The following is a 24,773-nucleotide window of genomic DNA, read 5'->3' as shown; positions in this document are numbered from 1 at the left end:
CGAATTATTTACCACCAAACTGTTTCTGGTGCGCGTCGAGGAACTCTTTCATCTCTTTAGGTCCCTGATAACCCGGAACAACATAGCCATTGCTCAGGACAATCGCTGGCGTACCGTTCACGCCAAACTGCACACCCAGCGCGTAGTGGTTAGCGATATCAATGTCGCAGGATGCAGGCTGCACGCCTTTGCCATTCATCGCGTCATCAAAGGCTTTGTTGCGGTCTTTCGCACACCAGATAGCTTTCATATCCTGCTCTGGCTTGCTCTCAACGCCCGCGCGCGGGAAGGCCAGATAACGCACGGTGATCCCCAGCGCGTTGTAATCTTTCATCTCTTCATGCAGCTTATGGCAGTAGCCACAGGTGATGTCGGTGAAGACGGTAATGACGTGTTTTTCCTGCGCCGCTTTATAAACGATCATCTCTTTTTCGAGCGCATTCAGGTTTTTCATCAGCAGCTGGTTGGTTACGTTGACCGGCTGTGCACCGCTCACGTCGTACATTGGGCCCTGAATAATGTGTTTTCCGTCCTCGGTCACGTACAGCACGCCGCTGTTCGTCAGAACCGTTTTCATGCCGGCAACCGGTGCAGACTGGATATCACTGCTGGTGACGCCAAGCTTCGCCAGAGACTGTTTGATAGCGGCGTCATCCGCATGGGCAAAACCGGTAAATGAGGCTGCCAGCAGGGTGAACAGCGCGAAAGACTTTTTCATATAAGATCCTAATTCGTCGGCACTCACGCTCGTGGGTGGTGCTGTTGGTGTAGCTGCCGCAGCCGTTCCGTCGCGACATGGGTATAAATTTGGGTCGTGGAAAGATCGCTGTGTCCCAGCAGCATCTGCACCACGCGCAGGTCGGCGCCGTGGTTCAGCAGATGCGTCGCAAAGGCATGACGCAAAACGTGTGGCGAAAGCTTTTCACTGTCGATACCCGCCAGTGTGGCGTAATGTTTGATGCGATGCCAGAACGTTTGCCGCGTCATCTGTTGTGCGCGCTGGCTGGGGAACAAGACGTCGATTGAAGCGCCATTAAGCAACCATGGACGACCGTGCTCCAGATACGTTTCCAGCCAGTACACCGCCTCTTCACCCAGCGGCACCAGCCTTTCCTTGTTTCCTTTACCGATTACGCGAACCACGCCCTGACGAAGGCTAATGTCGCTCATCGTCAGGCCGACCAGTTCAGAAACACGCAAACCGGTAGCATACAATAGCTCAAGCATGGCTTTATCGCGTAACTCCAGCGGCAGGTCAACTGCGGGTGACTGTAATAATCTCTCAACTTGTGCTTCGCTGAGATCTTTCGGCAGCCGCTGCGGGAGTTTCGGGGAGGCCAGGAGCGCGCTGGGATCGTCTTCGCGAATTTTTTCACGGTTGAGGTGCTGGAACAGCCGACGCATTGCGCTGAGCAAACGTGCGGAACTGGTGGCCTTGTAGCCCCCTTCCATCCGCTCGCCCAGCAGCGCCTGCAGGTCGTCGCTTTGGGCGTTCGCCAGCGACAGCCCACGGTGCGCCAGCCACTCCACCAGCATGGTGAGATCGCGCCGGTAGGCACTGAGCGTATTCTCGGCCAGGTTCTTCTCCAGCCACAGTGCATCGAGAAACTGTTCGATGAGTGCGAGATCCTTTTCCACATCAGCCCCTTTGATTCTGCAGTCAGGCCATTATGCCTGATTGCGATCGGTTTCTGGTACACTACGCGCAAAGTCAAAGCAAGAATTGAGATAGTCACGCGATGAATATTGGTCTGTTCTATGGTTCCAGCACCTGCTACACCGAAATGGCGGCAGAGAAAATTCGGGACATCATTGGCCCGGAACTGGTGACGTTGCATAACCTGAAAGATGACGCGCTTACGCTGATGGAGCAGTACGACGTGCTGATCCTCGGCATCCCGACCTGGGATTTTGGCGAAATACAGGAAGACTGGGAAGCCATCTGGGACCAGCTTGATACGCTTAACCTCGACGGCAAAATCATTGCCATGTACGGCATGGGAGATCAGCTGGGTTACGGTGAGTGGTTCCTGGACGCACTCGGCATGCTGCACGACAAACTGGCACCGAAGGGCGTCACGTTTATCGGTTACTGGCCAACCGAAGGGTACGAGTTCACCAGTAAGAAACCGATTATTGCCGATGGGCAGCTGTTTGTCGGGCTGGCACTGGATGAAACCAACCAGTACGATCTCAGCGATGAGCGCCTGCAAAGCTGGTGTGAGCAGATTCTGGGCGAAATGGCAGAACAGTTCAGCTAACGCGAATTACTCCTGCGTCAGCTGTTGTAATAACATCCGACGCAGGTCCCGCCACTCAGCGCTATCCATACTGTCCGCGGCCAGCCACAGATGCTGGCGACGCCCGCTGTCCACGCTACGTAGCCGCAGCATCATGCCGGAAGCGATCATCCAGGGCATACCGAGAATTTCCCACTCTTTTCCCTGCCAGCGCAGGCGGGAATCCATCAGTAATTTGATCTCCCCCTGACGGGCATGAATGCGGCGCTGGCTGCGCACGCTGTCAAACACCACAAACGACAGCAACAGCAGCCACAGAGGCGTATAGCTAAGCGGCCACGGCATCAGTAACACAAAGGCCGCGACCAGGCCGTGGAGCAACAACGACATCCACTGCGAGCGCCACGAGACGCGAAGGTCAGATTGCCACAGGACCACGTTCCTGATTCCGTGTTTGAATTAATTGCACCATCCGTTGCAACTCGGTGTCGGCGGGTTTGCCGTGATTCATCAGCCAGTTAAATAAATCAGGATCGTCAGACTCAAGCAGGCGAACAAACAGACGCTTATCATCATCGCTTAAGCTGTCATACTCATATTCGAAGAAAGGCATGATGGAAATATCAAGTTCACGCATGCCGCGACGGCACGCCCAGTGAATACGGGCCTTGTTGTTAATATCCATGTTCTGTTTCCTGCATTACGTTTGGCACAGTCGGCACCCCGTCCAGTGTTCTTGATTTCTCTGCGGGGACACCAGCTAGTGTAACGTGTTTTTGACCGTTTCTTTACTGGAATATTGCGAACCACGAGCGCGCTTCCACAATAAACCCTATAAAGACAGCGGATTACACTATTTTGCGTGGCGCTACGCATAACCGGGTTATGGCACAAATGGCCTGTTGAAAGCGCTTGCAATGCCAGCAGGCTCTTTTACCATTAGGCATTATCAAAGCGTTAAGCAATTAAGGATATCGTTATGGCCTTTACACCATTTTCTCCTCGCCAGCCCGCCGCCTCTGCGCGTCTGCCGCTGACGCTTATTACTCTTGATGACTGGGCGCTGGCGACACTCACCGGTGCAGACAGCGAAAAATACCTGCAGGGCCAGGTAACCGCCGACGTCAGCCAGATGGACGAACATCAGCATCTGCTGGTCGCACACTGCGATCCAAAAGGGAAGATGTGGAGCAACCTGCGCCTGTTCCGTCGTCAGGAGGGTTTTGCCTTCATTGAGCGCCGCAGCCTGCGGGACGCGCAGCTCACCGAGCTGAAAAAATACGCGGTCTTCTCAAAAGTCACTATCGCCGCGGATGATGAACACGTTCTGCTGGGCGTGGCAGGCTTCCAGGCCCGTGCGGCGCTGAAAAATCTGTTCAGTGAACTCCCGGATGCCCAGAAACAGGTCGTCAGCGAAGGCGCAACGTCTATCCTGTGGTTTGAACACCCGGCGGAACGCTTTCTGTTAGTCACGGATACCGCGACCGCCGAACGCGTCACCGAGGCGCTGCGTGGTGAAGCCCAGTTTAATAACAGCCAACAGTGGCTGGCGCTGAACATTGAAGCCGGTCTGCCGGTGATTGACGCCGCAAACAGCGGGCAGTTCATTCCTCAGGCCACCAACCTGCAGGCGCTGGGTGGCATTAGCTTTAAGAAAGGGTGCTATACCGGCCAGGAGATGGTGGCACGCGCCAAATTCCGCGGAGCCAACAAACGCGCACTGTGGACCCTGACGGGCCACGCCAGCCGCGTGCCTGACGCTGGTGAAGATTTAGAGCTGAAGATGGGCGAGAACTGGCGCCGTACCGGCACGGTGTTAGCCGCAGTTCAACTGGATGATGGCCGCCTTCTGGTTCAGGCCGTCATGAACAACGATATGGAAGCCGACAGCGTGTTCCGCGTGCGTGACGATGCCAATACGCTGAGCATTGAGCCACTGCCGTATTCGCTGGAAGAGTAAGGCGTCATTGCCCGGCGACGAGATAAAAAAACGGTAACCTGACGGTTACCGTTTTTTTTTGCTTACTCTCACAAAGAGAGGGCTGAGGCAAGAAGATCAACGTTCTGAAATTAAACCTGCCCCACATAGAGATAAATCGCTAAAAAGTGGCACACGCTACCGCCCAGCACAAACCCATGCCAGATAGCATGATTGTACGGGATACGCTTGCAGACATAGAAAATGACGCCCAGCGAGTAGACGATGCCCCCAACGGCCAGAAGCGTCACGCCCCCTACCGCCAGCTTGATCGCCAGTTGATAAACCACAATCAGCGAAAGCCAGCCCATCGTGAGATAGGTCACCAGCGACAGCACCTTAAACCGGTGCGCAATGGTCAGCTTAAACAGGATCCCCAGCAGCGCCAGGCTCCAGATAACAATCATCAGGCCACGCGACAGCGGCGAGTTAAGACCCACCAGCAGGAAAGGCGTGTAGGTACCTGCAATAAGAAGATAGATAGCGCAGTGGTCGAATTTCTTGAGCCAGATCTTGGCCCGTTGATGCGGGATAGCGTGGTACAGCGTCGACGCCAGGAACAGCAGGATCATACTCCCGCCATACAGACTGTAGCTGGTAATGGCCATTGCGCTGGCATTCGTATCCACCGCCTGCACCAGCAATAACACTAAACCGACAATCCCAAAAACCAGGCCAATACCGTGGCTAATACTGTTGGCTATTTCCTCAGCCAGCGAATATCCCTGTGCAATTAATGGTCTGCTCACCATACAAAACTCCGGGAAAACTAACGATGAATATTCATCACCTGTCTATGCTAACTGAGAATGATTCCAGTGAACACCTGTTAGCTAAAATAATTTCACAAACATAATTTTTATCTATAAATCATGAACATAAACAAATTATTCACCTAACATTTGTTCACATTAAAATTTAATCATTAAGAATCAAGGGCATAAAATTGGATCCTGCCGACTCGCTGCATGTTATGATGGATAAATGATGTCTGAATGAGAGTTTCGCCATTGTGAGTATGTTCACCCACGCCGCCATTGCCAGTCTCAATAATCTGGAAATGATGGTCTACAACTATGTCATTAAAAATCGTGACAAAGTCATGTACATGACCATCCGCGAGCTGGCGGATGCGGCCGGCGTCTCAACGACCACTATCCTGCGCTTTTGCCGCAAACTCAACTGCGAAGGCTACTCTGAATTCCGCGTGCGCTTTAAGCTCTATTTAGAGCAGAACGAACCTCAGCAGGCAAATTTTGGTGCCAGTGAAATTATCAGCTTCTTTAAAGGCGTTAATAACGAAGAGTTCGATGCTTTATTAGATGAGGCGGTCGATATTATTTTATCTTCCGAACGTATTATATTTGTCGGCGCGGGCACGTCTGGCTCGCTGGCAAAATATGGCGCACGCTTCTTTTCGAATATCGGTAAATTCAGCAACCACATCGACGATCCTTATTTCCCGGTCACCAATGATATGGCTAAAAACGCGCTGGCGATTGTGCTGTCGGTATCCGGTGAAACGGAAGAGATCCTGCGCTTTGCCAGCCAGTTTAGCCTGCATCGCTGCAAAGTGCTCTCCATTACCAGCCACGAGCACTCGCGCCTGGCAAAGCTCGCGGACTTTAACCTCTCCTGGCATGTCCCTCAGACACGGATAGGCGGCGTGTACGATATCACCACACAAATACCCGTCATCTATATTCTCGAATCGCTTGGCCGGAAACTGGCGAAGAAACTGACAGAATAAAACACCCTGTTTTTTCGATGTGACAAATTACATTTTCAGCGAATTGTTATATCGTGACATTTAATTCCGCTTTGCTAGACTCGAACGCAATATGTCATTTACTGAGAATAGCAGCGATGAAAAAACTTACCCTACCAAAAGACTTTTTATGGGGCGGCGCAGTGGCCGCTCACCAGGTTGAAGGCGGCTGGAACAAAGGCGGTAAAGGGCCGAGCATCTGCGATGTCTTAACGGGCGGTGCGCACGGCGTGCCGCGCGAAATCACGCAGGAAGTCGTGCCGGGGAAATACTATCCGAACCACGAAGCTATCGACTTCCATGGCCATTACAAAGAAGACATCAAACTGTTTGCTGAGATGGGCTTCAAATGTTTCCGCACCTCTATCGCCTGGACGCGTATCTTCCCGAAAGGGGATGAAACACAGCCGAATGAAGAAGGCCTGAAGTTCTACGACGACATGTTCGATGAGCTGCTGAAATACAATATTGAACCGGTCATCACCCTCTCCCACTTCGAAATGCCGCTGCACCTGGTGCAGGAGTACGGCGGCTGGACCAACCGTAAAGTGGTGGATTTCTTTGTGCGCTTCGCGGAAGTGGTGTTTGAGCGCTACAAAAATAAGGTCAAATACTGGATGACCTTTAACGAGATCAACAACCAGCGTAACTGGCGTGCGCCGCTGTTTGGCTACTGCTGCTCAGGCGTGGTTTATACCGAGCATGACAATCCGGAAGAGACCATGTACCAGGTGCTGCACCACCAGTTCGTTGCCAGCGCGCTGGCGGTGAAAGCGGCGCGTCGCATTAACCCGGAAATGAAAGTCGGCTGTATGCTGGCAATGGTGGCGCTCTATCCGTTCTCCTGTAAACCAGAGGACGTGATGTTTGCACAGGAATCCATGCGTGAACGCTATGTCTTTACCGATGTCCAGCTGCGCGGTTACTACCCATCCTATGTGCTTAATGAATGGGAACGCCGTGGCTTCACCATCCATATGGAAGCGGGTGACGAGGAGATCCTGCGTGAAGGCACCTGTGACTATCTGGGCTTCAGCTATTACATGACCAACGCCGTGAAAGCGGAAGGCGGTACTGGCGATGCTATCTCAGGCTTTGAAGGCAGCGTACCGAACCCGCATGTGAAAGCCTCTGACTGGGGCTGGCAGATTGACCCGGTGGGTCTGCGCTATTCCCTGTGCGAACTGTACGAGCGTTATCAGAAACCGCTGTTTATCGTGGAAAACGGCTTTGGCGCCTATGACAAAGTAGAAGAAGACGGCAGCATCAACGATGACTACCGCATCGACTACCTGCGTGCGCACGTGGAAGAGATGATGAAAGCCGTCACGTATGATGGCGTGGATCTGATGGGTTATACCCCGTGGGGCTGCATCGACTGCGTGTCGTTCACTACCGGCCAGTACAGCAAGCGCTACGGCTTTATTTATGTGAACAAGCACGACGACGGTACCGGCGATATGTCACGCTCGCGGAAAAAGAGCTTTAACTGGTACAAAGACGTGATTGCCAGCAACGGCGAGACGCTTTAACGCTTTTCTCCTCTCCCCGATGGGGAGAGGAGATGTTTATTTCCCACCCGCCAGTTCAATAAAACTTCCCGTCACATACGAGGCTTTCTCGCTCAGCAGCCAGACAATCGCCTGCGCCACCTCTTCCGGCTGACCGCCACGCTGCATAGGCAGCATGGATTTGACCCTATCCACCCGGCCCGGCTCACCGCCAGATGCATGGATCTCGGTGTAAATCAGCCCGGGACGCACGCAGTTTACGCGGATCCCTTGCGCTGCCACTTCCAGCGATAATCCCGTCGTCAACGAATCAACAGCACCTTTGGACGCGGCGTAATCCACATATTCACCCGGAGCACCGAGGCGCGATGCCGCGGATGACACGTTCACGATCGCGCCGCCTTTGCCACCATGTCTGAACGACATGCGTTTTACCGCTTCACGGCAGCAGAGGAAATAACCGGTCACGTTCGTGGCTAACACGCGGTTGATCCGTTCAGCGGAGAGGTGTTCAATCGTGGATTGTTCAAACAGGATCCCGGCGTTGTTCACCAGTGCGGTAAGCGGTCCGGCTTCACGATCGATACTGTCGAACATCGCCAGCACCTGAGCTTCATCACTGATATCTGCACGCACGGCAAACGCGGTGCCCCCCGCGTCGGTAATCATCGTGATCACATCCGTCGCGGCTTTAATGTTGTGGTGATAGTTCACCGCCACGGTGTAGCCTTCGCGCGCCAGCTGCAGCGCGGTGGCTTTACCAATACCGCGGCTGGCGCCGGTGACCAGTGCAATTGCCATCTATGTCTCCTTATAAAAAAAGCCGGGTAGCGTTAACGCTGACCCGGCCTGTACACATTATAACCGCGGAACGATTACTGGTATTCGCTCATTGGCACACAAGAGCAGAACAGATTACGGTCACCGTAAACGTCATCGAGACGTTTCACGGTCGGCCAGTATTTGTTTGCTATGCCAGCCGGGAACACCGCCTGCTCACGGGTATAACCGTGCTCCCACCCGGAGACCAGCTCATTCTGGGTGTGCGGTGCGTTAACCAGCGGGTTATCAGCCAGCGTCCACTCACCGGCTTTCACGCGGTCGATTTCAGCGCGGATAGCCAGCATCGCGTCAATAAAGCGGTCCAGCTCAACTTTGCTTTCAGACTCGGTGGGTTCAACCATCAGCGTACCCGCCACCGGGAACGACATGGTTGGCGCATGGAATCCGTAGTCAATCAGACGCTTAGCAATGTCCAGCTCGCTGATACCTGTCTCTTCTTTCAATGGACGGATATCGAGGATGCACTCGTGCGCCACGCGACCATCACGGCCCGTGTAGAGCACCGGATACGCTTCTTTCAGACGCGTTGCGATGTAGTTAGCATTGAGAATAGCCACCTGGCTTGCCTGCTTCAGCCCTTCCGCGCCCATCATGCGGATGTACATCCAGCTGATGGGCAGGATTGAGGCGCTACCGAACGGTGCCGCAGAGACCGCGCCCTGACGGGTCAACATGCCTTCAATCTGCACTACGCTGTGGCCTGGGACAAACGGCGCCAGGTGTGCTTTCACACCGATTGGGCCCATACCCGGACCACCACCGCCGTGTGGAATACAGAAGGTTTTATGCAGGTTCAGGTGCGACACATCCGCGCCGATAAAGCCCGGAGAGGTAATGCCAACCTGTGCGTTCATGTTCGCACCGTCGAGATAAACCTGACCGCCGAACTGATGGACCACTTCACACACTTCACGGATGGTCTCTTCGTACACACCGTGGGTGGACGGGTAGGTCACCATGATGCAGGAGAGTTTTTCGCCCGCCTGCTCGGCTTTCGCACGCAGATCGGCCAGGTCAATGTTGCCATTCTTGTCGCAAGCCACCACCACCACTTCCATACCCGCCATCTGGGCAGACGCCGGGTTGGTGCCGTGCGCAGAACTTGGGATCAGGCAGATATCGCGATGCCCTTCATTGCGGCTTTCGTGATAGTGACGAATTGCCAGCAGGCCCGCGTATTCCCCCTGCGCCCCGGAGTTTGGCTGCATGCAGAGTGCATCGTAACCGGTCAGCTTCACCAGCCAGTCGGAGAGCTGGTTGATCATCAGATGGTAACCTTCCGCCTGCTCTGGTGGGCAGAACGGGTGCAGCTCGGAAAATTCAGGCCAGGTGATTGGGATCATCTCTGCCGCAGCGTTCAGCTTCATGGTGCAGGAGCCCAGCGGGATCATCGCCTGGTTCAGCGCCAGGTCTTTGCGCTCCAGAGAGTGCATATAGCGCATCATCTCGGTTTCGCTGTGGTAGCGATTGAACACCGGGTGAGTCAGGATCGCATCATCACGCAGCATGCTTTCCTGGATAGAGCGGCTGTCGAGCGCGACATCTTTATCGAGCGTATCAATATCCAGGCCGTGCGCATCGCCCAGCAAGACGTTAAACAGGTTTACGATATCTTCGCGGGTAGTGCTTTCATCCAGGGTAATGCCTACCGCGTTATGGATGTCGCTACGCAGGTTGATCTCTGCCGCGTCAGCACGAGCCAGCACCGCGGCTTTGTCAGCCACTTCAACGCACAGCGTGTCAAAGTAATGGGCGTGGCGCAGTTTCAGGCCTTTCTGCTGCAGACCACAGGCCAGAATATCCGCCAGACGGTGAATACGGCTGGCAATGCGTTTCAGGCCAACCGGACCGTGGAAGACAGCGTACAGGCTGGCGATATTGGCCAGCAGGACCTGCGAGGTACAGATGTTGGAGTTCGCTTTCTCGCGACGAATATGCTGCTCGCGAGTCTGCATTGCCATGCGCAGCGCGGTATTACCGGCAGCATCTTTTGAAACGCCGATGATACGGCCAGGCATGGAGCGTTTGAATTCATCTTTTGCGGCAAAGAACGCCGCATGTGGGCCACCGTAGCCCATCGGGACACCAAAGCGTTGTGCAGAACCGAAAACAATATCCGCGCCCTGTTTACCTGGAGCCGTCAGCAGGACCAGCGCCATAAAATCAGCCGCGACGCTGACAACCACTTTGCGGGCCTTCAGCTCAGCAATCAGTGCGCTGTAGTCGTGAACGTCGCCGGTGGTGCCGACCTGTTGCAGCAGCACGCCAAACACATCCTGATGATCGAGGACTTTGTCGGCGTCGTCGACAATCACGTCAAAACCAAAGGTTTCGGCACGGGTACGAACCACATCAAGCGTTTGCGGATGCACGTCCGCTGCCACGAAGAAGCGGTTGGCATTTTTCAGTTTGCTCACGCGCTTCGCCATTGCCATTGCTTCGGCGGCGGCGGTGGCTTCATCCAGCAGTGAAGCGGACGCGATATCCAGGCCGGTCAAATCCAGCGTAACCTGCTGGAAGTTCAGCAGCGCTTCCAGACGGCCCTGAGAAACTTCTGGCTGATACGGGGTGTAGGCGGTGTACCAGCCCGGGTTTTCCAGCATATTACGCAGAATAACCGGAGGTAACTGCACGTTGGTGTAGCCCATGCCAATGTAAGACTTATAGCGCTTGTTCAGGCCGGCAATCGCCTTCAGCTCCGCCAGAGCGGCGAATTCAGTGGTGGCTTCACCCACCTGAGGCGGCGTGGCAAGCTGGATGTCTTTTGGCACAATTTGGCCGATCAGTGCATTTAATGAATCCGCGCCAACTGTCTTCAGCATCTCCTGCTGTTGCTGAGCATCCGGCCCAATGTGACGTTCAATGAAGGCGCCACGGTTTTCAAGCTGGCTTAAAGTCTGTGTCATGAGCGATGGTTCCTGAAACGTGCAGTGAATGTGTTTTCTCCCTCTCCCGGAGGGAAAGGGCTGGGGTGAGGGTGTCGTCTGTTCCCCTCACCCTACCCTCCCCCAAAGAGGAGAGGGTTAAGGCTTACTCGTTTTCTAACAGCGCTTCGTACGCGGTGGCATCCAGCAGCGCGGCGACCTGCGATTCGTCGCTGGCTTTGATCTTGAAGATCCAGCCGCCTTCATAAGGCTCGCTGTTCACCAGCTCCGGGGAGTCGCTCAGGGCGTCGTTCACGGCAACAATTTCACCGCTTACCGGAGCGTAGATATCAGAAGCCGCTTTTACGGACTCGGCCACGGCGCAGTCATCGCCTGCTTCCACGGATGCGCCGACTTCAGGCAGGTCAACAAACACCATGTCGCCCAGCAGCTCCTGCGCATGCTCGGTGATCCCTACGGTGTAAGTGCCGTCCGCCTCTTTGCGCAGCCACTCGTGTTCTTTGCTGTATTTCAGTTCTGCTGGCACATTGCTCATTGAAGTTCTCCTGATAAAAATGATTAGGCGACCGGCTTACCGGCGCGAACAAAAATCGGTTTGGTCACGTTGACCGGCATTTCACGGTTGCGGATTTGCACCACTGCCGTTTCGCCAATGCCCGCCGGAACACGCGCCAGTGCAATACTGTAGCCCAGCGTCGGGGAGAAGGTACCGCTGGTGATCACGCCCTCACGCGGGTTGCCGTCAGCATCTGTAAAACGCACCGGCAGCTCGCCGCGCAGCACGCCTTTCTCGGTCATCACCAGGCCTACCAGTTGTTCAGTGCCCTTTTCACGCTGCATTTCCAGCGCTTCACGGCCAATAAACTCACGGTCAGCCGGTTCCCAGGCGATGGTCCAGCCCATGTTGGCCGCCAGCGGTGACACGCCTTCATCCATCTCTTGCCCGTAGAGGTTCATACCGGCTTCCAGACGCAGCGTATCGCGCGCGCCCAGACCTGCCGGCTTAACGCCGGCTTCCACCAGCGCACGCCAGAAATCGGCGGCTTTCTCATTCGGCATGGCAATTTCATAGCCCGCTTCACCGGTGTAGCCGGTGGTCGCGATAAACAGATCGCCTGCCTGTACGCCGAAGAACGGCTTCATGCCGTCGGTGGCTTTACGCTGCTCATCGGTGAACAGAGAGGCGGCTTTAGACTGCGCGTTCGGCCCCTGCACGGCGATCAGCGACAGATCATCGCGGACGGTGATGTCGATGGCGTAAGGTTCAGCGTGTTGGGTAATCCAGGAGAGGTCTTTTTCGCGGGTGGCGGAGTTTACAACGAGGCGGAAGAAATCTTCAGAGAAGTAATAGACGATGAGGTCATCAATTACGCCGCCGGAGGCATTCAGCATGCCGGTGTAGAGCGCTTTGCCTGGCGTCTTCAGTTTGGCGACGTCGTTTGCCAGCAGATAACGTAAAAACTCCCGGGTGCGGCTGCCATGCAGGTCGACAATCGTCATGTGTGACACGTCGAACATACCGGCATCGGTGCGCACCGCGTGGTGCTCATCAATCTGCGAGCCGTAGTGCAGCGGCATCATCCAGCCATGGAAGTCCACCATGCGTGCGCCGCATAACACGTGTTGTTCGTACAAAGGAGTCTGTTGAGCCATCTTTTCCTCGTTGAATAAGCAGGGCTGTCTTGCGTTTCGCACACCTGAACAGTGCCACGAAACCCGGCGCCGCGATCGCTTTCTGGACCCCGACGCAAACGTTCTCTTTTACCTGAACTTACCACCGAAACCGGCGATTAACCATAAGGTAAAACGGGTCATCACATTAGCTTATGACCTAAAAACACGAAAAAGCTTACAGAGTTATTCACTGGCAAACTGCGATTAAACCCGCATAAAATTAACATTGCTCTAACAGGATTTAGCAGATGGTGATATTTCATGCGGAAAAACGGGCGGAATTTCCGTAACATAAAAATAGTAAGATTAGATTTTCTAATGCGAAAAATGCGGTGAAATTAGATTATTTCAAACGAGCGAATTTCCCCGGCGCAGAGGCCGGGAAAACAAAGTGTGACGGGGGTCTAGATTAGCGCAGCCAGTCCGGCAGGTCGTTAAGACCCATCGCCTGGCGAAGGAGTTGAGGTTTTACGCCTGGAAGGGTATCGGCAAGTTTAAGGCCGAGGTCGCGCAGCAGTTTTTTCGCTGGATTCGCGCCGGCAAACAGCTCACGGAAACCCTGCATGCCTGCCAGCATCACCGCTGCACTGTGCTTACGGCTGCGTTCGTAGCGACGCAGATAGAGATGCTGGCCGATATCTTTGCCTTCGCGATGCAGGCGACGCAACTCTTCAACCAGCTCTGCCGCGTCCATAAAGCCAAGGTTCACGCCCTGCCCGGCCAGCGGATGGATCGTATGCGCCGCGTCACCCACCAGCGCCAGACGGTGCGCCGCAAACTGACGCGCATAGCGTCCGGTTAACGGGAACACCAGCCGCTCGCTCTCAAGGGTGCATAGCCCAAGACGGTTATCAAACGCGACGCACAGCGCCTGGTTAAACGCCTCGGGAGTCGCCTCCTGCATCTGTTGCGCTTTATCAGGAACCAGAGACCAGACAATCGAACACAGGTGCGGATCGCTCAACGGCAGGAATGCCAGAATGCCGTCATTGTGGAAGATTTGGCGCGCCACCCCACCGTGCGGCTCTTCAGTGCGAATCGTTGCCACCAGAGCATGATGGCGATAGTCCCAGAACGTCAGCGGAATATCCGCCTTGTTACGCAGCCAGGAGTTGGCACCGTCAGCGCCCACAACCAGTCGCGCGGTCAGCATGTCACCGCTTTGCAGGGTGATAAAGGCGTCGTTTTCTCCCCAGGCGACCTGCTGGATTTGCGCCGGTGCCAACAGCGTGATATCGCTGCAGGACTGCGCTTTTTGCCACAGAGCATGGTGGATAACGGCATTTTCGATGATGTGTCCCAGATGGCTGTAGCCCATGCTTTCATCATCAAACGCGATATGACCAAAGCTGTCTTTGTCCCACACTTCCATGCCGTGATAACAGCTGGCACGCTGCGCCACGATCTCTGACCAGACGCCAAGGTGCGTCAGCAACTTTTCACTGGCCGCATTGATTGCCGAGACGCGCAGTTCCGGCGGCGCGTCCTGCGCGACAGGCTGAGGTACGTTTTGCTCCAGTACCGCAACGCGCAGGCCGCTGCCCTGTAAACCACAGGCCAGCGCCAGTCCTACCATTCCGCCGCCAACGATGGCGACATCAACATTTTGCACGGTGATAACTCCTTAACGCGCGACCCAACCAAGAGTCCGCTGCGCCAGCACGTCACGTGCCGGAATGAATAATTCCATCGCCATCAGCCCAAGATTGCGGCCTGCAACCAGGGGTGCCCAGCGATTGGCAAACAGGTGCACCAGACCATCCGTCACACCAATCGTCGCCTCTTTATCTGCCCGGCGTCGCTTCTGGTAATGGCTGAGCACCGACCAGGCACCACAGTCTTTTTGCTCGCTCCACGCCTGCGAAAGCGTTTCTGCCAGGCTCATCACGTCGCGAAGCCCGAGGTTAAACCCCTGCCCGGCGATGGGATGCAATGTCTGCGCGGCATTGCCGACCAGCGCCATGCGATGGGAGATAGACTGCGAGGCGGTGGTCAGCGACAACGGGTATACGCTCCGCTTTCCCGCGTGGGTAATACGTCCCAGCCGCCAGCCAAAGGCTTTTTGCAGCTCGGTACAAAAACGTTCGTCAGACCAGGTCTGTATCTCAGCCGCGTTGTCCTGCGGATGGCACCACACCAGCGAACTGCGATCGTGGGACATGGGCAGCATCGCCAGCGGGCCATGCTGGGTAAAACGCTCAAAAGCGCGGCCGTTGTGAGCGCCCGCTGTCGAAACGTTAGCAATGACGGCCACCTGCCCGTAGGGCTGTTGTCGCCACTCCACGCCGCACTGCGTGCCGAGCGAAGAGCGCGAACCGTTTGCCGCTACCAGAAGCTGACCTTCAAGGACGGTACCGTTATCCAGCACCACGTTGACCGACGCGTCACTGCGGCTAAAGCTGGCCACACGCGCCGGGCAATGCAGGGTCACGCCTGGCGCATCCTTAAGCAGGCGGAACAGGCGTAACCCGACGTCGTGCAGCTCCACGACCCGGCCCAGCGCATCTATACGGTAATCATGCGCATCCAGAGTAACGAAACCGGCATGACCGCGATCGCTGACGTGAACGGTTTTAATCGCCGTCGCGCAGTCGGCTATCGCCTGCCAGATGCCAATGCGTGAGAGTTGCTGACAGGTACCCTGCGCCAGTGCAATGGCGCGGGCATCAAAACCGGGGTGATCAGAGGCCTCTGGCGCAACGGCCTCCACCAGATGCACCGGCAGTTTTCCCTGCGTAAAATGCGAGATGGCCAGTGCCAGCGTGGCTCCGGTCATCCCGCCGCCAACGATAATCACGCTCATACGCGTGCCGCTGCCATCAGCGCCTCGATATCGTCAGCATTTTTCACGACGCTGGCGGTCAGGTTTTCGTTGCCGGTTTCGGTAATGACGATGTCGTCTTCGATACGAATGCCAATCCCACGGTATGCTACCGGCACGTCGGCATCCGGCGCGATATACAGCCCCGGCTCAACGGTTAATACCATGCCTGGCTCCAGCACGCGGGAACGATCGGCACCGTACGCTCCCACGTCATGCACATCCAGCCCCAGCCAGTGGCTCAGGCCGTGCATAAAGTACGGACGATGCGCGTTCTCGGTAATCAGGGTATCCACGTCGCCTTTCAGGATACCGAGCTTCACCAGACCGGTGATCATGATGCGCACCACTTCGCCGGTCACTTCCTGAATGGACGTGCCTGGACGGTACAGCCTGAGCGCCGTCTCGAGCGATTCGAGGACGATGTCATACACCGCGCGCTGTGCGGGGGTGAATTTACCGTTCACCGGGAACGTACGGGTGATATCGCCCGCATACCCCTGGAATTCGCATCCGGCGTCAATCAGCACCAGATCGCCGTCGCGCAGCGCACTTTCGTTTTCGGTGTAGTGCAGAATGCAGCCGTTTTCACCGCCGCCGACAATGGTGTTGTAAGAAGGATAACGCGCGCCGTGGCGGTTAAATTCGTGATGTATTTCCCCTTCCAGCTGGTATTCAAACATTCCCGGGCGGCATTTCTCCATGGCACGGGTGTGTGCCAGCGCACTGATTTCACCCGCGCGGCGCATCACGTCCAGCTCTTCCGGCGATTTGAACAGACGCATCTCATGCACCACCGGACGCCAGTCCGTCAGGGTGGCCGGCGCGGACAGATTCTGCCTCGAACCTTTGCGCAGTTTATCCAGAGCGGTAAAGACAATCTCATCGGCATACGCATACTCGCCCTGCGCGTGGTAAAGCACATCCAGGCCATTGAGCAGTTGATAGAGCTGCTGGTTGATTTCACTGAATGCCAGCGCCCGATCCACCCCCAGCTTCTCTGGCGCAGCCTCTTGCCCTAAGCGGCGGCCAAACCAGATTTCCGCAGTGAGATCGCGTACGCGGTTAAAAATCACGCTGTGGTTGTGGGTGTCATTACTCTTAATCAGCACCAGTACCGCTTCCGGCTCGTTGAAGCCGGTGAAGTACCAGAAATCGCTGCTCTGGCGATAGGGGTATTCGCTGTCGGCGCTGCGCGTCACTTCTGGCGCAGCAAAAATCAGCGCAGCGCTGCCCGGCTGCATATTGGCCAGCAGCGCCTGACGACGGCGCGAATACTCTTGATTTGAGATAACCATGACACCCTCCTGTGCGTTATTTTTCTTAATGTAAGGTTGGCTTGCGGACTTCCGGCGCGGTCGGCTGCGAACGCGTAAAGTGGTCGTGGCACAGCAACGCTGCAACGCGAACGTATTCGATGATCTCTTCGAGAGACATTTCCAGCTCTTCCTGGTCTTCGTCTTCATCGTAGCCCAACTGCGCAATGTTACGCAGATCGTCGATCGCCTCACCCGCTTCGCCGGTCACTTTATCGAGTTTCGGCTGCGTGACGCCCAGCCCCAACAGGTAGTGGTTAACCCAACCTGCGAGCGCATCGGCACGATCGAAGACGCTGACGTCATCGCCTTCAGGCAGATAAAGCTGAAAAAGGAAGCCATCGTCTTCCAGCGAATCGCTGATCGCGGAGTGCATTTTACGCACGGCTTCCGCCAGCTCGTGACCAAACGCCAGCCCTTCGTTCGTCAGGTCGTGGATCAGCGGCTGCCATGAGCTGTCGCTGTTTCCGCCGCACAGCATGCCACTGATCAGACCGTGCATTTCCGCAGAGGTTAAACCGACTCCCTGCTGGTTCAGTAACTGGTTTAAATCCTTGTAACCAGGCATTTCGTTCTGTATAGACATGCGCATTCGTCATCGTTGGGAGGAATATTCATGATATGCTACCACTTTGGACCCTGGTGATACCAGAAAAGGGCTTGTATCTTCACATCAGGGTAGCTATAGTGTCGCCCCTTCGCAGCCCCCGGGGCAGTAAGCGAAGGCAGCGCAGTCAATCAGCAGGAAGGTGGCATGTCTGCACAACCCGTCGATCTCCAGATTTTTGGCCGTTCACTGCGAGTGAATTGTCCGCCTGAACAAAGGGATGCCTTGAATCAGGCTGCGGACGATTTGAATCAGCGGTTGCAAGATCTCAAAGAACGCACTAGAGTCACAAATACTGAGCAGCTGGTTTTCATCGCCGCGTTGAACATCAGTTATGAACTGACTCAGGAAAAAGCGAAGACCCGCGATTACGCGGCAAGCATGGAGCAGCGCATTAAAATGCTCCAGCAGACCATAGAACAGGCATTGCTTGATCAAGGTCGCAATCCCGAAAGACCGGGACCAAAGTTTGAATAACACTTCTCAGTTGACTATGGTAGAGTAACTGTGAAGACAAAATTTCTCTGAGATGTTCGCAAGCGGGCCAGTCCCCTGAGCCGATATTTCATACCACAAGAATGTGGCGCTCCATGGTTGGTGAGCATGCTCGGTTCGTCCGAGAAGCCTTAAAACTATGACGACACATTCACCTTGAACCAAGGGTTCAAGGGTTACAGCCTGCGGCGGCATCTCGGAGATTCCCTCTCTTTTTCTTCTACCGACTACCATGACCCAACTCCCTGAAGTCTCTTCCTCACGCCAGGACATCCGTCAGCTCATGCGTCAACGCCGTCGTGCGTTAACTCCCGAACAGCAAGCACAGTTTGCCCAGCAAGGCGCAGCCCGTATGATGGCCTATCCCCCTGTTGTGATGGCGCGTACCGTCGCCCTGTTCCTCTCGTTTGATGGCGAGCTGGATACTCAACCGCTGATAGAACAGCTGTGGCGCGCCGGGAAAAGAGTTTACCTGCCGGTGCTGCATCCGTTTAGCCAGGGAAATCTGCTGTTTTTACACTACCATCCGCACAGCGAACTGGTGGTGAATCGTCTGAAAATCACCGAACCAAAACTCGACGTCCGCGACGTCCTCCCCCTCTCAGAACTGGATGTGCTGATCACGCCGCTGGTTGCATTTGATGAGCAGGGTCAGCGCTTAGGGATGGGTGGCGGTTTTTATGACAGGACGCTGCAAAACTGGCAGCAGTATCATTTACAGCCTGTGGGGTACGCACATGACTGTCAGGGCGTCGAAGCCTTGCCGGTAGAGAAGTGGGATATTCCGCTGCCGGCGGTAGTGACGCCGGGCAAAACCTGGCGCTGGTAAAATAAAGCCGGGTAGCGACCCGGCTTTATGCTCACAGAAACAGAATCAGTACAGCAGACGGGCGCGAATGGTACCCGGAATGGCCTTCATGCTCTGCAGCGCTTTTTCCGCTACATCTTCGTCCGCTTCAATATCAATCACCACGTAACCCATCTGAGAGTTCGTTTGCAGATACTGCGCGGCAATGTTGACGCTCTGCTCGGCAAAGATCTGGTTGATCGCAGTCAGCACGCCCGGACGGTTTTCATGGATGTGCAGCAGACGACGGCCACCGTGCAACGGCAGAGACACTTCCGGGAAGTTCACGGCAGAGAGCGTAGAACCGTTGTCGGAGTATTTGCTCAGCTTGCCCGCGACTTCCAGACCGATATTTTCCTGCGCTTCCTGCGTCGAGCCGCCGATGTGCGGCGTCAGGATCACGTTGTCGAATTCGCACAGCGGAGAGGTGAACGGATCGCTGTTGGTAGCAGGCTCAGTCGGGAAGACGTCAATTGCCGCTCCCGCCAGATGCTTACGCTTCAGCGCATCGCACAGCGCCGGAATATCGACAACCGTACCGCGCGCGGCGTTGATCAGCAGTGAACCTGGCTTCATCAGCGCCAGTTCCTCAGCACCCATCATGTTTTTCGTCGACGCATTTTCCGGCACGTGCAGGCTGACCACGTCGCTCATGTTCAGCAGGTCAGAGAGGTGTTGAACCTGAGTGGCGTTGCCCAACGGCAGTTTGCTTTCGATATCATAAAAATAGACATGCATCCCCAGGGATTCAGCCAGGATCCCCAGCTGAGTACCGATGTGACCATAGCCGATGATACCGAGTTTTTTACCACGGGCTTCGTATGAACCCGCAGCCAGTTTGTTCCACACGCCGCGGTGCGCTTTGGCGTTAGCTTCCGGAATACCACGCAGCAACAGCAGCAGCTCGCCAATCACTAACTCCGCCACGGAACGGGTGTTGGAGAACGGGGCGTTAAAGACAGGCACACCGCGTTTTGCGGCGGCATTCAGATCAACCTGGTTGGTACCGATGCAGAAACAGCCGATGGCAACCAACTTTTCCGCCGCGGCAATCACGTCTTCAGTCAGTTGGGTACGGGATCGCAGGCCAATGAAATGGGCATCACGGATGGACGCTTTCAGCTCTTCGGTGTCCAGCGCGCCTTTGTGAAATTCGATGTTGGTGTAACCTGCTGCACGAAGGCTATCAAGCGCTTTCTGATGCACGCCCTCAACCAGCAGGAATTTAATCTTGTCTTTCTCCAGTGATACCTTTGCCATTTACCTTACCCGACCCTGTTTTTGTCTGAACTGATGTTGTGCTGGATTTAAATCCGCTGTAGCCAACATATCAAAAAAAACTATTGCAGCAATATGAACGTTTGCGTCGGCACTCTGAAGAAAAGTCATACAGAGCAAAATGACAGAGGAAAATGCTGTAGAAATTTGCGAATGCGGCAGGATCGGCAAACGAGAGGTAAAAAGCGTGACACAAGTCACCGAATTTAGCTTTTCAAAATTTTTTTAGCGGGGGGAGGGCTCCCCCCATCAGATCATTTTACGATGGTTTGCACGCCATCTGCCGTGCCGATCAGCGCGACATCCGCGCCACGGTTGGCGAATAACCCTACAGTCACTACGCCTGGAATACCGTTAATGGCATTTTCCAGCGCAATGGCGTCGAGAATTTCCAGACCGTGAACGTCGAGGATCACGTTGCCGTTGTCAGTGATAACGCCCTGACGATATTCCGGGCGTCCACCCAGTCTCACCAGTTCACGCGCCACAGCGCTACGCGCCATTGGGATCACTTCTACCGGCAGCGGGAATTTACCCAGGATATCAACCTGCTTTGACGCATCGGCGATACAGATGAATTTATCCGCCACGGAGGCGATGATTTTTTCACGCGTCAGCGCCGCACCGCCGCCTTTGATCATCTGCATATGGCCGTTGATTTCATCCGCGCCATCAACGTAGATGCCAAGACGGTCAACTTCATTCAGATCGAAAACGGTGATGCCAAGGCTTTTCAGCTTATCCGTGGAAGCGTCGGAGCTGGAAACTGCGCCCTCGATCTGCCCTTTCATCGTGCCCAGCGCATCGATAAAGTGTGCCGCCGTCGAGCCCGTACCAACACCGACAATGGTACCCGGTTGCACATACTGGAGAGCGGCCCATCCTACTGCTTTTTTCAGTTCATCCTGCGTCATGATCGTTTAGCCTGTGGTGTGAAAACGTAGGCCGCATTATAGAACACGTCGGGTGGATTTCGTCTGCCACGAAGGGAAAATTGTGTCATAGTGCAGATTAAGCAAAATTAAGGAGTCAGCCAGAGCAATGAAACGTCCGGACTACAGAACACTACAGGCACTTGATGCAGTTATTCGTGAACGCGGTTTTGAGCGCGCAGCGCAAAAGCTTTGTATCACTCAGTCCGCCGTATCACAACGCATCAAACAGCTGGAGAACATGTTCGGGCAGCCTCTGCTGGTACGTACCGTTCCACCGCGTCCAACGGAGCAAGGGCAAAAGCTCCTCGCCCTGCTGCGCCAGGTTGAACTGCTCGAAGATGAGTGGCTGGGTGACGAACAGACCGGCTCAACGCCGCTGCTGCTCTCGCTGGCGGTGAACGCCGACAGTCTGGCAACCTGGCTGTTGCCAGCCCTTGCGCCGGTATTAGCAGACTCCCCGATTCGCCTGAATCTGCAGGTTGAAGATGAAACCCGTACGCAGGAGCGCCTGCGTCGCGGTGAAGTGGTTGGGGCGGTCAGTATCCAGCCTCAGGCGCTGCCGAGCTGTCTTGTCGATCAGTTGGGCGCACTGGACTACCTGTTTGTCGGCTCAAAAGCGTTTGCCGAGCGCTACTTCCCGAACGGCGTCACCCGCGCCGCGCTGCTGAAAGCCCCTGCGGTGGCGTTCGACCATCTGGACGATATGCATCAGGCCTTCCTGCAGCAAAACTTCGATCTGCCGCCGGGCAGCGTGCCATGTCATATCGTGAACTCGTCTGAAGCGTTTGTGCAGCTCGCACGTCAGGGCACCACATGCTGTATGATCCCGCACCTGCAGATAGAGAAAGAGTTGAAAAGCGGTGAGCTGATTGACTTAACGCCGGGGCTGTATCAGCGCCGGATGCTCTACTGGCACCGTTTTGCGCCGGAAAGCCGCATGATGCGCAACGTCACCGACGCGCTGCTGGCGTATGGGCATAAGGTGTTGAGACAGGATTAAGGAACAATTCCCCTCTCCTGACGGGAGAGGGGAATTGTGAAGACAGATTACTGCGCTTTTGCCGGCTCAGTCTGCTGACTTTGGGTCGGCTGCAGCTGGAATACCACATCAACCTGATCGTCGAACTGAATCGTCGGCTGCTCATAAGTTTCCTGAGCAGACACCGGCGCCGCGTCGGCCTTCATCATCCGTACCATCGGGCTTGGCTGATAATTTGAGACATGGTAACGCACGCTGTATACCGGACCGAGCTTACTGTTGAACCCGGACGCCAGCTGTTGTGCCTGATGGATTGCATCATCAATGGCGGCTTTACGCGCCTGGTCTTTGTATTTTTCCGGTTGCGCAACACCCAGTGAGACGGAACGAATTTCGTTCAGACCCGCTTTCAGCGCGCCATCCAGCAACGAGTTCAGTTTATCGAGCTGACGCACGGTTACTTCAACGGTGCGCACGGCACGGTAGCCTTTCAGGATGCTTTTACCGTTCTGGTAGTCGTAATCAGGCTGGGTACGCAGGTTGGCAGAGCTGATGTCTTTTTTAGCGACACCGTTCTGCTCCAGGAAAGAGAGATATTGCGCAACACGATCGTCAGCCTGCTTCTTGGCAGAAGCGGCATCTTTCGCGGCCACGTTCACTTCAATTGCCAGCGTTGCAACATCGGGTACCGCATCCACGCTTGCGGTGCCTGAAGTGACGATGTGCGGGCCATCAGGCAATTCACTTGCCTGCACCGACACCGCACCTAAACTCACTAATGCCGCCAGGGCCATCACTTTAAACTTCACTGTCATTCCTCCATGTTGCGAAGAGTGCCCAACAACAGGGCGCATGCCAGCAAGCTTAGCGGCTCTCGCTCAGTTGTCCATAAGACAACGCTTAGTTGAGCAATTCCTGAACATGATGAATCCCCTCTTTTGCCAGCTGAAAGGCAATAAACCACATCACCACGCCCACCAGCGTGTTGATGATCCGCTGGGCTTTAGCGGTACGCAGACGCGGGGCCAGCCATGCCGCCAGAATCGCGAGACCGAAGAACCACAGGAATGAGGCGCTGACGGTACCCAGGGCAAACCAGCGTTTCGGCTCAACGTCGAGCTGCCCGCCCAGGCTGCCCAGCACCACAAAGGTATCCAGATAAACGTGCGGGTTGAGCCAGGTGACCGCCAGCATGGTAACGATAATCTTCCAGCGGCCCTGCTTCATGACCTCGGCACTCGCCAGTTCGAGATTGCTGCTCATTGCCGTTTTCAGCGCCCCAAACCCATACCACAGCAGGAACGCTACCCCACCCCAGGTCACCAGCGCCAGCAGCCAGGGAGACTGCATCAGCAGTGCACTGCCGCCAAAGATTCCGGCGCAGATCAGCAGCAAATCGCTCACCGCGCACAGCAGGGCAATCATAAGATGATACTGACGGCGAATGCCCTGGTTCATCACGAACGCGTTCTGCGGGCCAAGAGGAAGGATCATGGCCGCGCCTAATGCAAGACCTTGAAAATAATAAGATAACATGAATAAATTCTCAGCAAGTTGTCCTGGGAGCTGACTATACTGCGAGAATCTTATTAGAGGAAATTGATAATATTAATTGGTGATTAGTATTGCTAATAAAAAGGGCCGGTGGCGTTGCCGCTCACCGGGCCTGCTGAGGAAGAGGATTACTCGGCTTCTTTCTCGCGTTTAAGGTTCACGTCCATCTGTGGATACGGGAAGCTGATCCCGTTGGCATCAAAATCACGTTTGATACGTTCCAGAACATCCCAGTAAACGTTTTGCAGATCGCTGCTTTTGCTCCAGATGCGCACGACAAAGTTGATGGAAGATGCCCCCAACTCGTTCAGGCGAACGGTCTGCTCTTTATCTTTCAGAATACGATCGTCGGAGGCAATGATATTGGCGATCAGCGATTTCACCTGATCGATATCAGAGTCATACGCCACGCTGATAATCAGCTCGTTACGACGCACCGGCTCGCGGGAGAAGTTAATGATGTTGCCCGCGATGATTTTCCCGTTCGGTACCACCACGATACGGCCATCCACAGTTCGCAGAGTGGTTGAGAAAATCTGCACCTGCAGTACGGTGCCGGCAATACCGCCCAGGTCAACGTACTCGCCAGAGCGGAACGGACGGAAGGTTACCAGCAACACACCCGCAGCCAGGTTCGAGAGCGACCCCTGCAGCGCCAGACCAATGGCCAGACCGGCGGCACCGAGAACAGCAATCACCGAGGCAGTCTGTACGCCAACACGCCCCAGTGCAGCAATCAGCGTAAAGGCAATAATACCGTAGCGCACCAGTGCAGAGAGGAAGTCAGCCACAGTGGCGTCAATGTGACGCGCCAGCATCACGCGGTTTACGGCGTTTGATACGATACGCGCCACGATCATCCCGACAATGATGATGGCAATCGCCGCGACGATGTTAACGGCATAGCTCAACAGCAGCGCCTGGTTGCGCACCAGCCAGTTACCGGCATTATTGATGCTGTCTACAACATCGAGTTGTTCCATTTAGTCTTCCTTTTGTTATCCCAAAAACACAAAATCCATCCCCCATGGAGACAGGCAGG

General features: G+C 55.2%; 25 protein-coding genes and 1 other RNA gene. 8 read left to right on the top strand and 18 right to left on the bottom strand.

Annotated elements, in window-relative coordinates; translation table 11 throughout:
* Nucleotides 1–4: 4 nt before the first annotated feature.
* Both dsbC and xerD read right to left on the bottom strand, forming a co-directional pair.
* Entirely contained in the window at nt 5–718 is a 714-nt protein-coding gene (gene dsbC, locus BH714_RS21310; protein ID WP_020883731.1) for a bifunctional protein-disulfide isomerase/oxidoreductase DsbC, read from the bottom strand.
* A 23-nt stretch (nt 719–741) separates the two neighbouring features.
* Complete coding sequence (gene xerD / locus BH714_RS21305) at nt 742–1,638, bottom strand: site-specific tyrosine recombinase XerD (RefSeq protein WP_014171511.1); 897 nt, start codon at nt 1,636–1,638, stop codon at nt 742–744.
* A 101-nt stretch (nt 1,639–1,739) separates the two neighbouring features.
* Between xerD and fldB the strand changes: the two genes are divergently transcribed.
* Nucleotides 1,740–2,261, top strand: coding sequence for a flavodoxin FldB (gene fldB, locus BH714_RS21300; protein ID WP_014171513.1), 522 nt, complete (start codon nt 1,740–1,742; stop codon nt 2,259–2,261).
* A gap of 6 nt (nt 2,262–2,267) precedes the next feature.
* Here the strand turns inward: fldB and BH714_RS21295 are convergent, their stop codons facing one another.
* Nucleotides 2,268–2,678, bottom strand: coding sequence for a protein YgfX (locus tag BH714_RS21295; protein WP_014171514.1), 411 nt, complete (start codon nt 2,676–2,678; stop codon nt 2,268–2,270).
* Entirely contained in the window at nt 2,659–2,925 is a 267-nt protein-coding gene (gene sdhE, locus BH714_RS21290; RefSeq protein WP_003863437.1) for an FAD assembly factor SdhE, read from the bottom strand. Before sdhE ends, BH714_RS21295 begins: the two co-directional genes overlap by 20 nt.
* A 294-nt stretch (nt 2,926–3,219) precedes the next feature.
* Here sdhE and ygfZ point away from each other — a divergent pair, with 294 nt between their 5' ends.
* Nucleotides 3,220–4,200 (top strand): tRNA-modifying protein YgfZ, encoded by a 981-nt coding sequence (ygfZ, locus tag BH714_RS21285; RefSeq protein WP_040018864.1) that lies wholly within the window; start codon nt 3,220–3,222, stop codon nt 4,198–4,200.
* 110 nt (nt 4,201–4,310) lie between these two features.
* Here the strand turns inward: ygfZ and trhA are convergent, their stop codons facing one another.
* Entirely contained in the window at nt 4,311–4,970 is a 660-nt protein-coding gene (gene trhA, locus BH714_RS21280; protein ID WP_014171517.1) for a PAQR family membrane homeostasis protein TrhA, read from the bottom strand.
* Nucleotides 4,971–5,236: 266 nt separating this feature from the next.
* Here trhA and BH714_RS21275 point away from each other — a divergent pair, with 266 nt between their 5' ends.
* Nucleotides 5,237–5,968, top strand: a complete 732-nt coding sequence (locus BH714_RS21275) for a MurR/RpiR family transcriptional regulator (RefSeq protein WP_040018863.1) — start codon at nt 5,237–5,239, stop codon at nt 5,966–5,968.
* 116 nt (nt 5,969–6,084) lie between these two features.
* Nucleotides 6,085–7,518 carry a 6-phospho-beta-glucosidase BglA gene (gene bglA / locus BH714_RS21270; RefSeq protein ID WP_020883728.1) on the top strand — a complete coding sequence of 478 codons (1,434 nt, stop codon included), beginning with the start codon at nt 6,085–6,087 and terminating at the stop codon, nt 7,516–7,518.
* A gap of 36 nt (nt 7,519–7,554) precedes the next feature.
* Here bglA and BH714_RS21265 read toward each other — a convergent pair whose 3' ends face one another.
* From BH714_RS21265 to BH714_RS21230, 8 genes are all read right to left on the bottom strand, one after another.
* Nucleotides 7,555–8,298, bottom strand: coding sequence for an SDR family oxidoreductase (locus tag BH714_RS21265; RefSeq protein ID WP_025203278.1), 744 nt, complete (start codon nt 8,296–8,298; stop codon nt 7,555–7,557).
* 74 nt (nt 8,299–8,372) lie between these two features.
* The gene (gene gcvP, locus BH714_RS21260; protein WP_014171521.1) at nt 8,373–11,246 is read right to left on the bottom strand and encodes an aminomethyl-transferring glycine dehydrogenase; all 2,874 of its coding nucleotides are present in this window, start codon (nt 11,244–11,246) and stop codon (nt 8,373–8,375) included.
* A 124-nt stretch (nt 11,247–11,370) separates the two neighbouring features.
* Nucleotides 11,371–11,760: a glycine cleavage system protein GcvH gene (gcvH, locus tag BH714_RS21255; RefSeq protein ID WP_014171522.1), complete on the bottom strand. Its 390-nt coding sequence runs from the start codon at nt 11,758–11,760 to the stop codon at nt 11,371–11,373.
* A gap of 23 nt (nt 11,761–11,783) precedes the next feature.
* Complete coding sequence (gcvT, locus tag BH714_RS21250; protein ID WP_040018862.1) at nt 11,784–12,878, bottom strand: glycine cleavage system aminomethyltransferase GcvT; 1,095 nt, start codon at nt 12,876–12,878, stop codon at nt 11,784–11,786.
* A gap of 430 nt (nt 12,879–13,308) precedes the next feature.
* Nucleotides 13,309–14,511, bottom strand: coding sequence for an FAD-dependent 2-octaprenylphenol hydroxylase (gene ubiI, locus BH714_RS21245; protein WP_040018861.1), 1,203 nt, complete (start codon nt 14,509–14,511; stop codon nt 13,309–13,311).
* Between the two features lie 12 nt (nt 14,512–14,523).
* A complete protein-coding gene (gene ubiH, locus BH714_RS21240) occupies nt 14,524–15,702 on the bottom strand; it encodes a 2-octaprenyl-6-methoxyphenyl hydroxylase (RefSeq protein ID WP_032680330.1) in 1,179 nt (392 codons plus the stop codon).
* Nucleotides 15,699–17,012 (bottom strand): Xaa-Pro aminopeptidase, encoded by a 1,314-nt coding sequence (pepP, locus tag BH714_RS21235; RefSeq protein WP_088202979.1) that lies wholly within the window; start codon nt 17,010–17,012, stop codon nt 15,699–15,701. The genes ubiH and pepP overlap by 4 nt, the downstream gene beginning before the upstream one ends.
* Before the next feature lie 31 nt (nt 17,013–17,043).
* Nucleotides 17,044–17,622 (bottom strand): YecA/YgfB family protein, encoded by a 579-nt coding sequence (locus BH714_RS21230; RefSeq protein ID WP_025203274.1) that lies wholly within the window; start codon nt 17,620–17,622, stop codon nt 17,044–17,046.
* 168 nt (nt 17,623–17,790) lie between these two features.
* On the opposite strand from BH714_RS21230, the gene zapA reads away from it, so the two are divergent.
* The 3 genes from zapA (at nt 17,791) to BH714_RS21215 (ending at nt 18,967) form a co-directional block, all read left to right on the top strand.
* Nucleotides 17,791–18,120 carry a cell division protein ZapA gene (gene zapA, locus BH714_RS21225; RefSeq protein ID WP_006811891.1) on the top strand — a complete coding sequence of 110 codons (330 nt, stop codon included), beginning with the start codon at nt 17,791–17,793 and terminating at the stop codon, nt 18,118–18,120.
* A gap of 41 nt (nt 18,121–18,161) precedes the next feature.
* A non-coding RNA gene (gene ssrS, locus BH714_RS21220) (6S RNA) lies at nt 18,162–18,345 on the top strand.
* 25 nt (nt 18,346–18,370) lie between these two features.
* Nucleotides 18,371–18,967, top strand: a complete 597-nt coding sequence (locus BH714_RS21215) for a 5-formyltetrahydrofolate cyclo-ligase (protein ID WP_032670177.1) — start codon at nt 18,371–18,373, stop codon at nt 18,965–18,967.
* A 45-nt stretch (nt 18,968–19,012) separates the two neighbouring features.
* Here BH714_RS21215 and serA read toward each other — a convergent pair whose 3' ends face one another.
* Nucleotides 19,013–20,245 (bottom strand): phosphoglycerate dehydrogenase, encoded by a 1,233-nt coding sequence (serA, locus tag BH714_RS21210; protein WP_014171529.1) that lies wholly within the window; start codon nt 20,243–20,245, stop codon nt 19,013–19,015.
* 272 nt (nt 20,246–20,517) lie between these two features.
* Complete coding sequence (gene rpiA / locus BH714_RS21205; protein ID WP_040018859.1) at nt 20,518–21,177, bottom strand: ribose-5-phosphate isomerase RpiA; 660 nt, start codon at nt 21,175–21,177, stop codon at nt 20,518–20,520.
* 127 nt (nt 21,178–21,304) lie between these two features.
* Between rpiA and argP the strand changes: the two genes are divergently transcribed.
* The gene (argP, locus tag BH714_RS21200; RefSeq protein WP_008499727.1) at nt 21,305–22,198 is read left to right on the top strand and encodes a DNA-binding transcriptional regulator ArgP; all 894 of its coding nucleotides are present in this window, start codon (nt 21,305–21,307) and stop codon (nt 22,196–22,198) included.
* Between the two features lie 47 nt (nt 22,199–22,245).
* Here argP and BH714_RS21195 read toward each other — a convergent pair whose 3' ends face one another.
* From BH714_RS21195 to mscS, 3 genes are all read right to left on the bottom strand, one after another.
* Entirely contained in the window at nt 22,246–22,986 is a 741-nt protein-coding gene (locus tag BH714_RS21195; RefSeq protein ID WP_025203272.1) for an oxidative stress defense protein, read from the bottom strand.
* A 91-nt stretch (nt 22,987–23,077) separates the two neighbouring features.
* Nucleotides 23,078–23,713: an arginine exporter ArgO gene (gene argO, locus BH714_RS21190; protein WP_014171533.1), complete on the bottom strand. Its 636-nt coding sequence runs from the start codon at nt 23,711–23,713 to the stop codon at nt 23,078–23,080.
* A gap of 146 nt (nt 23,714–23,859) precedes the next feature.
* The gene (gene mscS / locus BH714_RS21185) at nt 23,860–24,714 is read right to left on the bottom strand and encodes a small-conductance mechanosensitive channel MscS (protein ID WP_014171534.1); all 855 of its coding nucleotides are present in this window, start codon (nt 24,712–24,714) and stop codon (nt 23,860–23,862) included.
* Between the last annotated feature and the right edge of the window lie 59 nt (nt 24,715–24,773).

Origin of the sequence: Enterobacter ludwigii (assembly GCF_001750725.1) — a bacterium.
Lineage (GTDB): Bacteria > Pseudomonadota > Gammaproteobacteria > Enterobacterales > Enterobacteriaceae > Enterobacter > Enterobacter ludwigii.
This window is presented reverse-complemented; position numbering and strand designations above follow the sequence as displayed.

What these genes read in the sequence shown, in the direction of transcription:
- dsbC (WP_020883731.1), bottom strand. Translation starts at nt 718, where the DNA reads ATGAAAAAGTCTTTCGCGCTGTTCACCCTGCTGGCAGCCTCATTTACC.
- fldB (WP_014171513.1), top strand. Translation starts at nt 1,740, where the DNA reads ATGAATATTGGTCTGTTCTATGGTTCCAGCACCTGCTACACCGAAATG.
- sdhE (WP_003863437.1), bottom strand. Translation starts at nt 2,925, where the DNA reads ATGGATATTAACAACAAGGCCCGTATTCACTGGGCGTGCCGTCGCGGC.
- ygfZ (WP_040018864.1), top strand. Translation starts at nt 3,220, where the DNA reads ATGGCCTTTACACCATTTTCTCCTCGCCAGCCCGCCGCCTCTGCGCGT.
- trhA (WP_014171517.1), bottom strand. Translation starts at nt 4,970, where the DNA reads ATGGTGAGCAGACCATTAATTGCACAGGGATATTCGCTGGCTGAGGAA.
- BH714_RS21275 (WP_040018863.1), top strand. Translation starts at nt 5,237, where the DNA reads ATGTTCACCCACGCCGCCATTGCCAGTCTCAATAATCTGGAAATGATG.
- bglA (WP_020883728.1), top strand. Translation starts at nt 6,085, where the DNA reads ATGAAAAAACTTACCCTACCAAAAGACTTTTTATGGGGCGGCGCAGTG.
- BH714_RS21265 (WP_025203278.1), bottom strand. Translation starts at nt 8,298, where the DNA reads ATGGCAATTGCACTGGTCACCGGCGCCAGCCGCGGTATTGGTAAAGCC.
- gcvP (WP_014171521.1), bottom strand. Translation starts at nt 11,246, where the DNA reads ATGACACAGACTTTAAGCCAGCTTGAAAACCGTGGCGCCTTCATTGAA.
- gcvH (WP_014171522.1), bottom strand. Translation starts at nt 11,760, where the DNA reads ATGAGCAATGTGCCAGCAGAACTGAAATACAGCAAAGAACACGAGTGG.
- gcvT (WP_040018862.1), bottom strand. Translation starts at nt 12,878, where the DNA reads ATGGCTCAACAGACTCCTTTGTACGAACAACACGTGTTATGCGGCGCA.
- ubiH (WP_032680330.1), bottom strand. Translation starts at nt 15,702, where the DNA reads ATGAGCGTGATTATCGTTGGCGGCGGGATGACCGGAGCCACGCTGGCA.
- BH714_RS21230 (WP_025203274.1), bottom strand. Translation starts at nt 17,622, where the DNA reads ATGTCTATACAGAACGAAATGCCTGGTTACAAGGATTTAAACCAGTTA.
- zapA (WP_006811891.1), top strand. Translation starts at nt 17,791, where the DNA reads ATGTCTGCACAACCCGTCGATCTCCAGATTTTTGGCCGTTCACTGCGA.
- BH714_RS21215 (WP_032670177.1), top strand. Translation starts at nt 18,371, where the DNA reads ATGACCCAACTCCCTGAAGTCTCTTCCTCACGCCAGGACATCCGTCAG.
- serA (WP_014171529.1), bottom strand. Translation starts at nt 20,245, where the DNA reads ATGGCAAAGGTATCACTGGAGAAAGACAAGATTAAATTCCTGCTGGTT.
- rpiA (WP_040018859.1), bottom strand. Translation starts at nt 21,177, where the DNA reads ATGACGCAGGATGAACTGAAAAAAGCAGTAGGATGGGCCGCTCTCCAG.
- argP (WP_008499727.1), top strand. Translation starts at nt 21,305, where the DNA reads ATGAAACGTCCGGACTACAGAACACTACAGGCACTTGATGCAGTTATT.
- argO (WP_014171533.1), bottom strand. Translation starts at nt 23,713, where the DNA reads ATGTTATCTTATTATTTTCAAGGTCTTGCATTAGGCGCGGCCATGATC.
- mscS (WP_014171534.1), bottom strand. Translation starts at nt 24,714, where the DNA reads ATGGAACAACTCGATGTTGTAGACAGCATCAATAATGCCGGTAACTGG.